This is a genomic window from Oleiphilus sp. HI0125, from assembly GCF_001635355.1.
Genome location: NZ_LWGF01000330.1, coordinates 1 through 13,814, shown reverse-complemented (window position 1 = coordinate 13,814; position 13,814 = coordinate 1). Strand labels below are relative to the sequence as shown.

Sequence of the window (13,814 nt, the reverse complement as noted above, 5' to 3'; positions counted from 1 at the left end):
TGCGGCGAATGCACACAACAACAATAAGCAGACAGCGGACAATGAAAAAGATTCCACCCCATTCGCATCAAAATAATTGAAGACAAACTACAAGATTAAGACGCTTCATATATGGCGTCATCGCTTTCTCAATATTGTTATCGTACACCTACATTGCTCAGCAGCACGCCCCAAAACCACCTATAGTCGCGAGCGATACCGATTCAAAAGTAAAGTGATAAGCCATATACTTCGCGCATTCATTTACCAGCACAGAAGCGGATATGTCACTTTCTTTAAAACAGCTAACGCATAAACTCGAAGAGCTCGAGATGAAGCTTGCATTTCAGGACGATACGATAGACACACTAAATCAGATTGTCACAAAGCAAAGCCGCGATATTCAAGATTTATGGACCGCAAATAAGGTGCTAAAACAAAGCCTAAACGAAATGAAATCGGGCAATGAAGATAACGCCCCAGAACCACCACCTCCGCATTATTGATACACTAATATTTCATAACTCACGATCTTGTGGACATCTCAAATTAGCCAGACACCAAAGATTTCGATTTACAAATCATTAGTGCATTTAATACACTCTATCGCGCATGGAAGCGACCACATACGTAGACGGATTCTACTCAACTCTTTACCGATCGGTAAAAGCGCTCCATGTGTCATTTAACAAGGAGCAGTTATGTTTAAAATCAAAACCTTTATTTCACTTGTCTTAGCCAGCCTTTTAGCCGTTGTGCTTTTACACAGCTCGGTTGCTTATGCACAAGAAGCAAACCAAGCCTCAGAAACCTCCGTTCAAGCACCTGTAAATATCAACGAAGCCGACGCCCAAACGATTGCCAGCAATTTAAAAGGAATCGGGCTGAAAAAAGCTGAAGCGATTATTCAATATCGAAAGAGCTACGGCCCATTTCACGACGTCGAGGAACTTAAGGAAGTAAAAGGAATTGGAAAAAGCATTTTAGAAAAGAACAAGCACTTGATTGTAGCTAAGTAATCTAAGCTACAAGAAACCGGGGTCAGAGTAAAAGTACTCTGACCCACAATATTTTATACAAACGCCCTAATCAAGATCAGAGAATCTGAGCCCAATTTGCCAGAATCGAGGTCCGATACCTTGAATGCCCGAAGGATCTTGCGCTAGAAACAACTCTGCCGCGAAGCTCAAATAAAAATAAAAAAGCCCTAGTAAAACCACTGTAATGACTGCGACTAATGATCTAACAAAAGGTCGAATATCAAAGATCTGAGCCATTTCATGGAAATCCGAAGACTCGTTCACCAAACTGATGCGCCCAATGAGCATTCCCCACACTATAAACATTAATGTCTGAGGAATTGGCATTACTACAACACCAGAGAACATTGAATAGCTCAATGCCATTACAAACATCATCAGTAGCGTAATGAGTAATTTGTCAGTTTGATCTGTGGCATTGATTGCTCTAACAGCAAAGTACAAAGTACAAATCACGGCCGAAAGCACAATACCTGCGGCTACAGCTCCCCATTCATAAATAAGTTGAATCAGGCTATTGTGCGGATGACTAATCAAACTATGTCCACCACCCCATGCCTCGCGATACATTCCCGGACCGACTCCATAGAATAAAGTATGTACTTCAAACTTATGTATAACCTGAAGCCAGCCATCAATACGTCCAAACTGACTCTCTCGAAGCAAAGCATCGGGCGTCATAATACCTGCTGGTGCTAGCGCTTTGAGCAAAGCATATATAACAAGCGCCAGAGCCAGAGCCGCAGATCCCCATAACGACAATTTGAAGTACCGCTTAAAGAAAACAGGCAGTAGGACCAATAGCGCGATATACGAAACAAATATTCCGCGGCCATAACCAATGACCATTAACAACAAATTCAAGGTAAGCAATAACCAAGCAATTCTTTTAGTCTGCTCAAACAAAAGCCCGCCTAATAACAAAGGAATGATGAAAGCCTGAACCTGATTGAAGAATCGAATGTTTGGAAAACCACGGTAAATTCGTCCCGGATCTAAGGGATCGCTTGAAAGTACACTAAACACAATATTCAAAAGGGAAAATAAGCATAGAATCGTAAACGTGCATACGAACACACATCCCAGAGCAAGCAGATATCGTTGTGAAGTCAGTGCAGTAGAAACGATATATAGACAGGCTAGCAAGATCCAATGAAACCAATGCATAAAGACATAGCTAGGGTCGTGACTATAAATCACGGACATCAAACCAAACCCGAAAAATATGAGCAGTGCATATATGGATAACTGAATAGGGGTAAACGTTGTTAATGAACAATTATTAGCGTGATAGAGATAAGCACGAAACTGACAAATCAAAACCGCACCAAAACAAAAGCTCAACAACAAGATTTGCAGGATTTTTTGAAAGTTAAAGCGGCTCCAGCCCAGAGTCGGAAGGTAAGGAACAAGTGCGAAAATAAAGAAAAGCGATAATACGACAATAAAATATCGCTGAAGAATTCTTGATTCGTTAACTAAGATGCGATACATGAACGAGGAACTAAATCTCGCGCTGAGCCCGTCAACCCAGATACAACACATGACCATGTCTCGTCAGCGTTACGTTGCCAGATGACAGTGCTACCAACAAGTTGAGAAGGCGTATTTTGCAGCGCGCACGAAATGGACGTCGCATCGGCCGTAATAAGACAATTAGATGTTGAAGCAGACAGCTCATTGAGGTCAGCAATCGATGAGACAGTACCACCATTCATCAACACCATCTCAAAACTAAGCTTTCCCGGAGTGATATCGGCCAAGCCCGCAGTGAGTTTTGAGCTAGCTTGATAATCTGAATATGCTGGAATGGCTACTGCGGCTAAAATACCAATGATTGCCACGACAATCATAAGCTCAATTAGGGTAAAACCTTTGTGCCTTTGTCTTTGCATTTTCATAATCTTAACCCCCAAACAAAAAACGCTCCCGAAGGAGCGTTTCTATCTCACCAATTCTTATTAAGAAGAAGTAGTGTTACAAGTACGTGGAGCCAAATCAAGAACTGCTTGGTTTGAGCTAACAACACCACAAGACCAATCGCCACCCGCTGAGCGAGTCCAGCGCATCACAATACCATCCACCTGTGCAGGTGCATTATCAATCGTACATGAAATAGTTGCTTCACCAGGAGTCGAGGTTACTGCAACAGCTAGTGGTCCGCAGTTACCAGTTGTAGTGGAAGAAGCTGCAGCACCACCATTATTCATATCAACTTCTACACCAGTTTTAAGTGCAGAAGCTTCAGCAAGTGCCGCAGTCATTTTTGACGAAGCTTGGTAATCAGAATATGCAGGAATCGCAACTGCTGCCAAAATACCGATAATCGCAACAACGATCATCAATTCAATAAGCGTAAAACCTTTCTGTGCTGTTTGCATTGCTTTGTTCATTATCAATCTCCAAATGCTCTATGAGCGAACAATAATTCTTTTCTTAGCCGCTTGGGCGTTATTGACCGCTTTGAGACCTTTCCTTTCAAACTGCAAAAAAGTTCTCAAAGCAGTCATCAAGCGCGTCTAATACTAACGTTAGCAGTACCCGTGCCAAGCGCAATAAAAAAATTTATTTTTATTTAAAAGCAATGACTTAGGGCTTTTAAAGAGAAATAACTAAAAGCAGCAATAAACCAAAACAGACTACTTCCGTTAGCACTAAGTGACGTAATTTGTCACTTCTTACACAGACATGACACTAGCAAATTCCGATTTAGCCCATTCACAACAAGTTGCGATGACAAATCAACAAACACCTAAACTAGCTTTAACGCCACATAATGCTCCGTACTAGGTAGAATCTCTTTAAAAAACCGAAACTTGCTCTACAATTTTTAAATAGCAGTTGAATAAACGCACGTAAGCTAATAATAAATACGCGCATCTAATTCTGCTTATTGAGTTAGAAACACCTATCAGTAAGAGAACACTATGGCAAGCAATGCCCCAACAAACTTAACTGGACTCGCCCGCAAGTTCGTTCTTGATCAGATTATTGATGAAGACACCGCATTAAAGGCACAAACGCATGCAATCGAAAATAACATCCCGTTGATCACGCATCTCGTATCAGAGAACTTAGCAAACTCTAAAGCCATTGCGTTTTCCGCTGCAGAGGAATTTGGCGTTCCAGTTTTAGACCTTGGCGCATTTTTAAAAGAATCCTTTCCAGAGAAGCTTGTTGACGAGAAACTTATTCGCAAACATCGCGCACTTCCTTTATATGTGCGCGGCAACAGACTCTTTATAGCAGTTTCAGATCCGACTAACGTAAACGCTGTCGATGAGATTAAATTCCATACCGGCATGAGTGTTGATTCAGTGCTAGTCGAAGACGACAAGCTATCCTCTGCTATCGATAGCTATCTTGAATCGCAAGACGACTCCATGGGAGATCTTGATGATGAAGATCTCGATATTGATTTAGACGAAGGTCAAGAGCAGGAAGAAGATAACACATCCGCAGATACAGACGACGCCCCTATCGTTAAGTATGTAAATAAAATGCTTCTAGACGCGATCAAAAAAGGCTCCTCTGACTTACACTTTGAGCCATACGAAAAATCATACCGGGTGCGCTATCGCACAGATGGTATCTTGCATGAAGTATCGCGTCCGTCCATCAAGCTTGCACCAAAAATTGCGGCGCGTTTAAAAGTAATGTCGCAAATGGATATTTCTGAAAGACGTATCCCGCAAGATGGTCGTATTAAAATGAAGTTGAGCAAAACCAAAGCAATCGACTTCCGTGTCAATACTCTTCCGACTCTTTGGGGCGAAAAAATCGTACTCCGTATTCTTGATCCTAGCTCTGCGAAAATGGGTATCGACGCCCTTGGTTACGAAGACGTGCAAAAAGACATGTATATGGAAGCCTTGCACCAACCACAGGGTATGATTCTTGTCACCGGCCCTACGGGATCAGGTAAAACGGTTTCGCTATACACGGGTCTTAATATTCTGAATACTCCTGAAAGGAACATCTCAACAGCGGAAGACCCTGTAGAAATTAACCTCGAGGGTATCAACCAAGTTAACGTAAACGCCAAAGTTGGCCTTAACTTCTCTGAAGCCCTGCGCTCATTCTTACGTCAAGACCCGGACATCGTAATGGTTGGTGAGATCCGTGACCTTGAAACAGCCTCTATCGCGATTAAAGCGGCACAGACCGGCCACATGGTTATGTCGACGCTACACACCAATAGCGCGCCAGAGACTCTGACACGTATGTTAAATATGGGTGTACCAGCGTTTAACATCGCTACGTCTGTGTCCTTGATCATCGCCCAACGATTAGCTCGTCGCTTATGTAGTAATTGCAAAGAACCATTGGACGTGCCTCGCGAAACCCTGCTTGAAGAAGGCTTTACTGAAGCGCAAATTGATGAAGGCATCACAATCTACCAACCTAAAGGCTGCGATAAGTGTAATAACGGCTATAAAGGAAGAGTAGGCATTTACGAAGTTGTGAAAATCACCCCTAAGATTTCGCAGTTAATTATGTCTGAAGCAGACTCCCTAACCATTGCCAAAGCCGCCGAAGAAGAGGGTTTTAACGATCTTCGTAAATCAGCGCTATTAAAAGCAATTGAGGGTGTAACTAGTCTCGAAGAAGTACAGCGAGTAACGAAGGAATAAGCATGGCAACCACGGCAAAAAAACCCATTAATTTTGAGTGGGAAGGTACAGACCGCAAAGGCAATAAAATCAAGGGCGCTATGACCGCAGAAACTGCAGCTCTTGTTAAAGCGCAGCTACGTAAACAAGGTATTAACGCCTCAAAGGTCAAAAAGCCAGCATTCTCCATTGGCGGCGGCGCCAAAAAGAAAAAAATCACTCCTTTTGACATCGCCATTTTCGTTCGCCAGCTTGCCACAATGATGAAAGCCGGTGTACCTCTAATTCAATCCTTTGATATCGTCGCAGATGGTTTAGAAAACCCGACTCTTAGAGAGCTTGTAATAGACATTAAAAATGATGTTGCCGCGGGTAACAATTTTGCTGGAGCACTCAAAAAACACCCTCAACATTTTGATGACCTGTTTGTGAACCTTGTCGACTCAGGTGAAAAATCTGGTGCACTTGAAACCATGCTAGACCGTGTTGCGACTTACATGGAAAAAACTGAGACGCTGAAAAAGAAAGTAAAGAAAGCGATGACCTACCCTATCTCGGTATTGGTCGTTGCAATGATCGTGACAGCCATATTGCTTCTGAAAGTAGTACCCCAATTTGAAAATATGTTCTCAGGTTTCGGCGCTGAACTCCCCGCGTTTACCCAGATGATTATCGGTATTTCACGCTGGCTACAGGAATGGTGGCTGATAGTTCTCGCCGCAATCGTAGGTATCGGGTACGCATTTAGCCAGGCTAAAGCTCGCAGCGAAGCATTTAGGGACGGATTCGATCGCGCGCTATTGAAAATGCCTATTGTCGGCAACATTATCGACAAATCTTCGGTCGCACGTTTTTCACGCGTACTATCTACCACCTTTGCAGCCGGTGTACCGCTCGTTGATGCGCTAGATTCGGTTGCAGGCGCTACTGGCAACGTCGTATATCGTAATGCCGTTAATACAATACGCGACGAAGTCGCTTCAGGTACGCAATTGCAATTCTCCATGAAGCAAACAGGTGTATTCCCAACCATGGCTGTTCAAATGGTCGCAATTGGTGAGGAATCAGGCGCCCTTGATACGATGCTTGATAAGGTCGCGGAACACTTTGAAGAAGAAGTAGACAATCTCGTAGACAATATGACCACACTCATGGAACCGATCATTATGTCTGTGCTTGGTGTGTTAGTTGGCGGCTTGATCATCGGTATGTACCTACCAATATTCCAGATGGGTAAAGTGGTTTAATTGGTATATTACAATTATAAATAGGCAAAGTTTCGGCTTTGCCTTTTTTATGCTCATAAGAAAGAAAATCCATGCAAGAAATCGACTCACTCATATCTGCACTGAACAATAACAGCGTTATGTTATATACAAGCTATGTTGTTCTTGGCCTTTTAGTTGGCAGTTTTTTAAATGTCGTCATTCACCGCCTGCCCAAAATGTTGCATCAGGAATGGCGTCAGCAAGCGTCCGAATTTCTGGAGCAGGAAGCTCCCGAAGAAAAAAAAATCACCCTATCAAAACCTAATTCCACGTGCCCTAACTGCGGCCATGCGATTAAGCCTTGGGAAAACATCCCGGTACTGAGTTGGGTATTTCTACGCGGTAAATGCAGTAATTGCTCAACAAAAATTAGTATTCGCTATCCGCTTGTTGAGTTGACCAGTGGTTTTATGTGCTTTGCCATTGCATACAGTTTTGGCGCAAGCTACGAGAGCTTTGCTTTGCTTCTCTTTACCTGGGCACTCATAGCTCTCACGATGATTGATGCTGACACCCAACTTTTGCCAGACAACATTACCCTACCTCTTATGTGGTTAGGCTTGATTGTCAACAGTTTTGGATTAGTGACTAACTTCGACAGCGCCTTCTGGGGTGCGGTTGCGGGTTATTTATCTCTTTGGTCCGTGTATTGGCTGTTCAAGCTAGCGACAGGTAAAGAAGGAATGGGATACGGCGACTTTAAGCTACTGGCAGCTTTGGGCGCGTGGCTCGGCTGGGAAATGCTTCCGATTATCATTATATTATCCTCTTTTGTAGGAGCCGCTTACGGAATACTTGCAATGGCGATTGTCGGTCGCGAGAAAAATAAACCCATGCCATTTGGCCCATACCTGGCAGCTGCTGGCTGGATTGCGCTTATGTCGGGCGAACAAATTAAAACCATTTGGCTTGGCTAGCCAGATCTTAATAAGAAAGAGACCAAACACCTTATGCTAATCGTTGGATTAACGGGCGGTATCGGCTCGGGGAAAAGCGCTGCCAGTGATCGATTTGAAACACTTGGTGTAACCGTAGTTGATGCGGATGTTGTCGCACGTGAAGTTGTCGAGCCTGGTTCTAGTGCGCTAGGCATGATCGCTAAGCAATTTGGAACGGACGTTCTGCATTCAGACGGCGAGCAAAAAGGCGCGTTAAATCGAGCACGCTTACGTGAAATTATCTTTTCTGACAGCAATGCGAAGCGCTGGCTCGAAACTCTTTTACATCCACTTATTCGATCTGAGATTATTCGACAGCTTAGCCAAGCAGAATCAGCTTACGCAATTCTAGTCTCGCCTTTGTTATTCGAAACAAAACAAAGCCGGCTCTGCACGCGCACATTATTAATTGACGCCACCGAGGCAGATCAAAAAATCCGTGCAGCCACGCGAGATAACGCTTCAGAAGAAGACATAGGGAAAATCATTGCTGCTCAAATGCCTAGAAAAATGAAACAAGAGCGTGCTCACGACATTATTTTAAACGATGGTGATTTAGACCACCTGAACGCCATGGTAGACTCACAACACGAAGAATATCTCAAACTTGCCGAGTCAAAATAAATGTCAAACAACTCTCCTCTAATCGTTAATTGTCCAACCTGCGCAGACCCTGTTACATGGGAAGAGAAGAATAAAGAGCGTCCATTTTGTAGCGAACGCTGTAAATTAATTGATCTCGGCGCTTGGGCTTCAGAGGAGTACAGCATCGCTTCTCAAAGCCAAGACGAATGGGAAATCGCCGAAGCGCAAAGCGCATCTAACACTTCTGAAAGCCTTCAATAATATGAGTCGTCGACCCTGTCCATTTTGCGCGATTAATAACGGTGCATTGCCGGCCAGCGTGATTTATGAAGATGAACACTTCATGATTATTATGGATGCTTACCCCCTAAGTTCTGGGCATGTTTTAATCATACCTCGCGCTCATCACGATCGGATTTCAGCGCTATCAGACGAACATCAGTCCAAACTCTTCGATTTAGGACGTAAGGTGATGAGCGCAATGATTAGAGCAGGCTTTGGAGAGGATGGCTGTAATATTCTATTAAATGATGGCAAAGCTGCTAATCAAACAGTTCCGCACATCCACCTTCATATAATTCCTCGCAAAAAGCATGACTTTTTACGATCATTGCCTAAACTAGCACTGCATGTCACTGGACTCATGGGAAGACAAGAAAAGCGTGCCACACTGGATGAGCAAGCGCGTCAAATCGCCAAGTATTTTTAGTGCGAGTATTACTGCTGTCGCGCTATTGATGTGCGCATTTACATCAAGTGCTAATGATGTCGAATTTACCTCCCCCTCAGCAAAAGATAGAAGCTCTATTCCTTCCGAAAAACAAGATTCACCAACGCTTACATGGCTTACAGAAAACCGCAATTATTGGGGGCATGTCGTCGGCGATACGGCAAAAAGGCTCGACAGTTTTTTTGCCGATGAAGAAGTGATCGAATCGAGTAATAATAGCTTTTTAAAGGTTGGCTTTGAATTTCAGCAGTACAAGAGCGGCCATAGCTATCTTGATCCAATAGTAAAGTTTCGCCTTCACCTTCCTACGCTACAAAAAAAACTTCGGCTCATTGTTGAGAGTGAAACACCCGAAGAACAGAGTGTACGTGATAAGAAACGCGCAATTGGGCGCAAAGAAGACGACAAACGCGTAAAAGACACAGCCTCAGGCGCGCTCGATTTTACACTTCGAAATCTGAAGGACTTTGATACAAGTACTGGTGTTGGGGTTAAATTAGGAGATCCGATCGAGCCTTTCTGGCGTTACCGTCTTCACGGGAGATATGAATTTACAGACGTATGGAGCGTTTCCTCGCACGATGCTCTTTACTACTATCACGATGAGGGTTGGGGGGCGCATGCTGAATTTACGCTGCAGCGACAAGGACCTTGGTTTATCTTCCGGCAAGGAATAGATGGAAAATACGATCATAAAGAACGTCTTTGGGAGCTCGCTCACACCTACTCTTTCTTGCGTGAAATTGACTCAAAAAGGGCTATCAATTATCAAGTAGGGATGCTTGCTGAGACGAAGCCAGAAGTGCAAGCGACTGGGTATTTTGTTAACGCCATTTATCGTCGGAAATTGATGAAGGAATGGCTGTTTTACGAAATGATTCCAGAAATGTATTACCCAAAAGAAGATAACTGGAAGATGGATCCATCGTTTACGATTAAAATAGAAATGGTATTCTCTGAGAAAGAATAAGCATTTCCACTTAAGCTAAATCAGCATTCACATGAATATTACTCCTATCGCATTTGCGAGCACGCCTTTTAAAGAAAAATTCGGTATTCCAAGGCAGCCCTCGCTTATCAAACACGCAAATTCCGTCATAGAATTCGTTTCGCCTTACGATCAACCGGATGCATTCGTTGGCTTAGAAGAGTATTCACATCTCTGGCTGCAGTTTGGCTTTCATCAGCACGAACATGCCGAATTCAAGCCTTTAGTTAGACCGCCTAGACTTGGAGGCAATAAAAAAACTGGTGTTTTTGCAACCCGCTCATCATTTAGACCAAATTCTCTGGGACTGTCACTTGTCGAGCTAAAGCAAGTCATTCTCGACAAAAAGACTAGCTTAATCGTCTCATGTCCTGACTTACTCGATGGCACACCTATATACGATATCAAACCCTATATTGAATATTCCGATAGCGCTATCAATCCTCAGTGTGGCATCGCGAAAAACGCACCATCTTCAAAACTAGATGTTGTGTTCAGTGACAAAGCGAGAGCAATGCTTCACGCCTTGACTAAAAATGGTTACACGAACCTAGAGTGTTTTGTAAAGGAAGTTATGGAACAAGACCCTCGTCCTGCGTATAAGCAACAAAACGAGGACCCTAAGATCTATGGCATGAAGTTATATGCCTTTGAAATTAAATTCCGTGTAGAACAGAACTCTCTAATCGTTATAGACATTACTAGCTAAAAGCGGGGAATTCCTTTGCGAATTTTCCTATCCATTCCGCAGCAGCACCTTCAGAGTCTAATTCGCGCCCTTCTACTTCTCTCACCCACAATCGGTAATGCTCAATATGACAGATCTGCTCGACCATCCGAGCACGATAGGCATCACCAGAGGTACAAAACTCTAAGCCGATTTCATAGCCATCTTCCTGAGTTAAACACCATATAACGCGAGCTTGAGCTTCGAAAGGAGGATCAATTACCGGGATTTTAATTGAAACGAGCGCGCCTTTACCAAAGGACCTTGAAGAACTAAAACTTAACCCACCAACACTGATATCTTTTGTAAACGTACAAACGGCTCTGTCCTCTGGAACCGTTGATAGTTCGATAGGCATATCAGACGGGTGTCGAATATATGCACGTGCGACCATAATCAATCCTTTGTTTATCCTTCTTATTAACATCCAATGTAGCAGTCGACCTTAGCAGGTCAATAACTATGCACTTATTTTACAGTTTAAATATTTTTTAAACGCAGCAGACAATGTGCCATCTATTGTGTACTTATTGATAGCGTCCGTTGCGCCTCCTTTAAGATAGATATCTTTACTATCCTGATCCATGTTACCGAGAGCTATAACAGGTGTAGGAACGTTATCTCGCCTTTTCCCCTCTATATTCCGGAGCATTTCAATCACTGTGAGTGTATCTATATCAGTAAACGCATCATCAACAAGAACAAGCTCGAAAGCCTCTTGCCTGAATGCATCCACTGCTTCAAATGCTGATTTGTAGTGTACAAATTGAGCACCAAACTTCTCACAATGTTGTCGCGTAAATTCGATACAGACCAACTCTTCCGCGATGAGTAAAACAGTACCCACATCGTAATTTGGGGCTAAGTCTGCCGGCAGCGCCTGTATATTCAGAGGACTAAGGAAATCAATAACACTATAGCGCGTCACTATGCTTTTTCGCTTGTGACCAAGCGTTCGGTCAGTTTGAAGCATATAGTTGACGGTTTGCACCCCAAGATGCGCAAAATTACTGCGCGACAGCAGTCCTTGCACACCTATCTCACTATACTCCTGAACATCCCCCGCTTGAGGGCTTTCGCTCACCACAAGAATCTGAATTGTTGCTGAAATGCAGCGTCTTAATTCAGACAAAAATTCGCGAGATGACATGTTAGGCACAAGATCACTTACAACTAATATTTGGTAGCTTGGATGACCCTTCAATGCACTTAATAACTGATCATATGAGTTTGTGTAATCGATGTTGTCGCACGCACTAGACAGTGCTTCGTAAACAAAACTATTTGCTTTCGTAGCCAAATCGTATACCAATACACTCGCCTCTGTAAGCCCACTTAGGTCATTTAGGTTAACGCTGCTTGCGCTACCAATAACAGGCGAAGGCAACCTCAGGCTTAGACTTTGGGTCAACTCACCATCTAAACCCTTTGAGAACACCCAGCGAGCACCCATGATGTAACAGAGCATCTCTAGCATTGACGTGGGCCCGCGTTCGGCATTTGAGCCAGATTCCGTCGCATCCAGAAGCTGCCCATGTTTCCTTGCTTGCCCTACTAGCTCAAACACGTACCGAGTGTCTTTCATGGGTATATCTTTCTTACTTATGCTAAATGTCACTTGCTCCAAACTCGGCTCCAACAATAAACGCTTAAATGCATTTCTCGTGATCCGCCTAATCTTCTGAGGGTCGCCTTCAACGAAATCAGGTAAGTCTTCGTCAAAATCAAAAATAAAAGCCACATTTCGGCGCTCAAAACGCCGTTTAAATTCATTTACTAAAAATAAGCCAAACACTCTTAGGCTAAATGGTATTTCCGAGAGAGCGACCTCACCCGATTCCATTAATGCTCGCTCATGCAGGTTGGCACTTACACTTAACACAGCAGATAAATAGTTTGATAAAAACGCAGCCTGCTTATCGCCGTCATGTGAAGCACGTGCGTGTAGCGCTAGTGTGCGAGCAATTGCGCTCTTAATGTCTGAACTCGCTTGTTCAGTTGATAGATTTTGCCCAATCTGACCACGTTCCACCTTACTGATATGTGCATCAAGCTCTCTGATCTGAGATTCAAACTCAAAGCGCTCTACTTCAGACGCTTCTTTGACTGTCAAAACGGCACGCCATAGACCGCTCAATTCATCCCTACGTCCACCTATAAGGTTTCTTATCTGCGACGAGCTCATAGCGGGGTCGCTCAAGCGTCGAGTAAATTCCTGATTAGGACGAATAAAGGCGAAAAAAATCCAAGCAAACACCAAGGTTAAAACGATGACAGACTTTGTTGCGTCCACACCATAATCTGACCAATACGACGATGTTAAGTGTTCAACATGGTCCCCGAAATAAAGCTTAAGGGATATTGTTCCAACCCAGTAATCTCCCGAATTACCTTCAGACCAAATACTTAGAGGATAACTAACCGTAGAAGTGGGACCAGCAAGCAGGCTTTTACCAATCCGCATAACTTCGGATTCGTTTTTAGAAACGGACCAAAAGAAGTCAGCCTGAGGACGAACATGATATGTAGAATAGTCACTAGAGCTTCGGTCGAAAGGCATCGCACAGGAATACTCGATCGTATTAAGACGTGCCGAAATATATTCCAAATCATTTTGCTTGAGATTTCGCGCTAGTTGCTCACCTTCTCGGACTAGCTTCTGCTTGGCGCAACTCTCAACAAGATGTTGATATGATCTAAATTCACTTATTCCTTTGACTATATATAAAGCTGCCGTAGCGAAGAGAACGACACCAACGCTCTTGAACCAAATTTTGCTTAACAATTTTGATTCAAAAAGTCCTTCTAAGAGCGACAACACGAAAACTCCGTTTTATTAGTAAATTATTATATGTGCGTAACAACACTAACAAATAACTTCGGTCTGCTCTATCCTGAGCGCCGTTAAATAAAAGATAAACTGATATGCTCCGCTCTCAATCCTTG

The 13,814-nt window shown here is 43.4% G+C and carries 15 protein-coding genes; 10 read left to right on the top strand and 5 right to left on the bottom strand.

All coding sequences use genetic code 11. From position 1 onward, the window contains the following. The first annotated feature begins 263 nt into the window (after nucleotides 1–263). Together A3762_RS04520 and A3762_RS04515 are read left to right on the top strand one after the other, a co-directional pair. Nucleotides 264–485 (top strand): SlyX family protein, encoded by a 222-nt coding sequence (locus tag A3762_RS04520; RefSeq protein WP_068754271.1) that lies wholly within the window; start codon nucleotides 264–266, stop codon nucleotides 483–485. Nucleotides 486–680: 195 nt separating this feature from the next. Beyond that, on the top strand, nucleotides 681–998 hold the full coding sequence (locus A3762_RS04515; protein WP_068754269.1) for a ComEA family DNA-binding protein: 318 nt from the start codon (nucleotides 681–683) through the stop codon (nucleotides 996–998). A 66-nt stretch (nucleotides 999–1,064) separates the two neighbouring features. Here A3762_RS04515 and A3762_RS04510 read toward each other — a convergent pair whose 3' ends face one another. The 3 genes from A3762_RS04510 to A3762_RS04500 are packed head-to-tail and all read right to left on the bottom strand — an operon-like array spanning nucleotide 1,065 to nucleotide 3,412. Further along, nucleotides 1,065–2,513, bottom strand: a complete 1,449-nt coding sequence (locus A3762_RS04510; protein ID WP_068754267.1) for an O-antigen ligase — start codon at nucleotides 2,511–2,513, stop codon at nucleotides 1,065–1,067. Next, on the bottom strand, nucleotides 2,498–2,920 hold the full coding sequence (locus tag A3762_RS28675; RefSeq protein WP_068754264.1) for a pilin: 423 nt from the start codon (nucleotides 2,918–2,920) through the stop codon (nucleotides 2,498–2,500). Before A3762_RS28675 ends, A3762_RS04510 begins: the two co-directional genes overlap by 16 nt. Before the next feature lie 60 nt (nucleotides 2,921–2,980). After that, a complete protein-coding gene (locus tag A3762_RS04500; RefSeq protein WP_369820660.1) occupies nucleotides 2,981–3,412 on the bottom strand; it encodes a pilin in 432 nt (143 codons plus the stop codon). 534 nt (nucleotides 3,413–3,946) lie between these two features. On the opposite strand from A3762_RS04500, the gene pilB reads away from it, so the two are divergent. The 8 genes from pilB to tsaA all read left to right on the top strand — a co-directional run bounded on the left by pilB (nucleotide 3,947) and on the right by tsaA (nucleotide 10,850). Continuing rightward, complete coding sequence (gene pilB / locus A3762_RS04495) at nucleotides 3,947–5,653, top strand: type IV-A pilus assembly ATPase PilB (RefSeq protein ID WP_068754262.1); 1,707 nt, start codon at nucleotides 3,947–3,949, stop codon at nucleotides 5,651–5,653. 2 nt (nucleotides 5,654–5,655) lie between these two features. Continuing rightward, a complete protein-coding gene (locus A3762_RS04490; protein WP_068754260.1) occupies nucleotides 5,656–6,879 on the top strand; it encodes a type II secretion system F family protein in 1,224 nt (407 codons plus the stop codon). A 71-nt stretch (nucleotides 6,880–6,950) separates the two neighbouring features. Next, complete coding sequence (locus tag A3762_RS04485; protein ID WP_068754258.1) at nucleotides 6,951–7,817, top strand: A24 family peptidase; 867 nt, start codon at nucleotides 6,951–6,953, stop codon at nucleotides 7,815–7,817. A gap of 33 nt (nucleotides 7,818–7,850) precedes the next feature. Further along, the gene (gene coaE, locus A3762_RS04480; RefSeq protein ID WP_068754256.1) at nucleotides 7,851–8,462 is read left to right on the top strand and encodes a dephospho-CoA kinase; all 612 of its coding nucleotides are present in this window, start codon (nucleotides 7,851–7,853) and stop codon (nucleotides 8,460–8,462) included. Beyond that, nucleotides 8,463–8,684, top strand: a complete 222-nt coding sequence (gene yacG, locus A3762_RS04475) for a DNA gyrase inhibitor YacG (RefSeq protein ID WP_068753667.1) — start codon at nucleotides 8,463–8,465, stop codon at nucleotides 8,682–8,684. It abuts the gene before it with no gap. 1 nt (nucleotide 8,685) lies between these two features. After that, complete coding sequence (locus tag A3762_RS04470; protein ID WP_068475447.1) at nucleotides 8,686–9,132, top strand: HIT family protein; 447 nt, start codon at nucleotides 8,686–8,688, stop codon at nucleotides 9,130–9,132. Continuing rightward, a complete protein-coding gene (locus A3762_RS04465) occupies nucleotides 9,098–10,123 on the top strand; it encodes a hypothetical protein (RefSeq protein WP_068754254.1) in 1,026 nt (341 codons plus the stop codon). The genes A3762_RS04470 and A3762_RS04465 overlap by 35 nt, the downstream gene beginning before the upstream one ends. Before the next feature lie 31 nt (nucleotides 10,124–10,154). Continuing rightward, on the top strand, nucleotides 10,155–10,850 hold the full coding sequence (gene tsaA, locus A3762_RS04460; protein ID WP_068754252.1) for a tRNA (N6-threonylcarbamoyladenosine(37)-N6)-methyltransferase TrmO: 696 nt from the start codon (nucleotides 10,155–10,157) through the stop codon (nucleotides 10,848–10,850). On the opposite strand, the gene A3762_RS04455 is transcribed toward tsaA, so the two are convergent. After that, entirely contained in the window at nucleotides 10,843–11,262 is a 420-nt protein-coding gene (locus A3762_RS04455; RefSeq protein WP_068475036.1) for a PilZ domain-containing protein, read from the bottom strand. The genes tsaA and A3762_RS04455 overlap by 8 nt on opposite strands. Nucleotides 11,263–11,328: 66 nt before the next feature. Continuing rightward, nucleotides 11,329–13,689, bottom strand: a complete 2,361-nt coding sequence (locus tag A3762_RS04450) for a response regulator (RefSeq protein ID WP_068478473.1) — start codon at nucleotides 13,687–13,689, stop codon at nucleotides 11,329–11,331. Nucleotides 13,690–13,814 lie beyond the last annotated feature (125 nt).

What these genes read in the sequence shown, in the direction of transcription:
- A3762_RS28675 (WP_068754264.1), bottom strand. Translation starts at nt 2,920, where the DNA reads ATGAAAATGCAAAGACAAAGGCACAAAGGTTTTACCCTAATTGAGCTT.
- A3762_RS04515 (WP_068754269.1), top strand. Translation starts at nt 681, where the DNA reads ATGTTTAAAATCAAAACCTTTATTTCACTTGTCTTAGCCAGCCTTTTA.
- tsaA (WP_068754252.1), top strand. Translation starts at nt 10,155, where the DNA reads ATGAATATTACTCCTATCGCATTTGCGAGCACGCCTTTTAAAGAAAAA.
- coaE (WP_068754256.1), top strand. Translation starts at nt 7,851, where the DNA reads ATGCTAATCGTTGGATTAACGGGCGGTATCGGCTCGGGGAAAAGCGCT.
- yacG (WP_068753667.1), top strand. Translation starts at nt 8,463, where the DNA reads ATGTCAAACAACTCTCCTCTAATCGTTAATTGTCCAACCTGCGCAGAC.
- A3762_RS04455 (WP_068475036.1), bottom strand. Translation starts at nt 11,262, where the DNA reads ATGGTCGCACGTGCATATATTCGACACCCGTCTGATATGCCTATCGAA.
- A3762_RS04490 (WP_068754260.1), top strand. Translation starts at nt 5,656, where the DNA reads ATGGCAACCACGGCAAAAAAACCCATTAATTTTGAGTGGGAAGGTACA.
- A3762_RS04520 (WP_068754271.1), top strand. Translation starts at nt 264, where the DNA reads ATGTCACTTTCTTTAAAACAGCTAACGCATAAACTCGAAGAGCTCGAG.
- A3762_RS04465 (WP_068754254.1), top strand. Translation starts at nt 9,098, where the DNA reads ATGAGCAAGCGCGTCAAATCGCCAAGTATTTTTAGTGCGAGTATTACT.
- pilB (WP_068754262.1), top strand. Translation starts at nt 3,947, where the DNA reads ATGGCAAGCAATGCCCCAACAAACTTAACTGGACTCGCCCGCAAGTTC.
- A3762_RS04510 (WP_068754267.1), bottom strand. Translation starts at nt 2,513, where the DNA reads ATGTATCGCATCTTAGTTAACGAATCAAGAATTCTTCAGCGATATTTT.
- A3762_RS04470 (WP_068475447.1), top strand. Translation starts at nt 8,686, where the DNA reads ATGAGTCGTCGACCCTGTCCATTTTGCGCGATTAATAACGGTGCATTG.
- A3762_RS04485 (WP_068754258.1), top strand. Translation starts at nt 6,951, where the DNA reads ATGCAAGAAATCGACTCACTCATATCTGCACTGAACAATAACAGCGTT.
- A3762_RS04500 (WP_369820660.1), bottom strand. Translation starts at nt 3,412, where the DNA reads ATGAACAAAGCAATGCAAACAGCACAGAAAGGTTTTACGCTTATTGAA.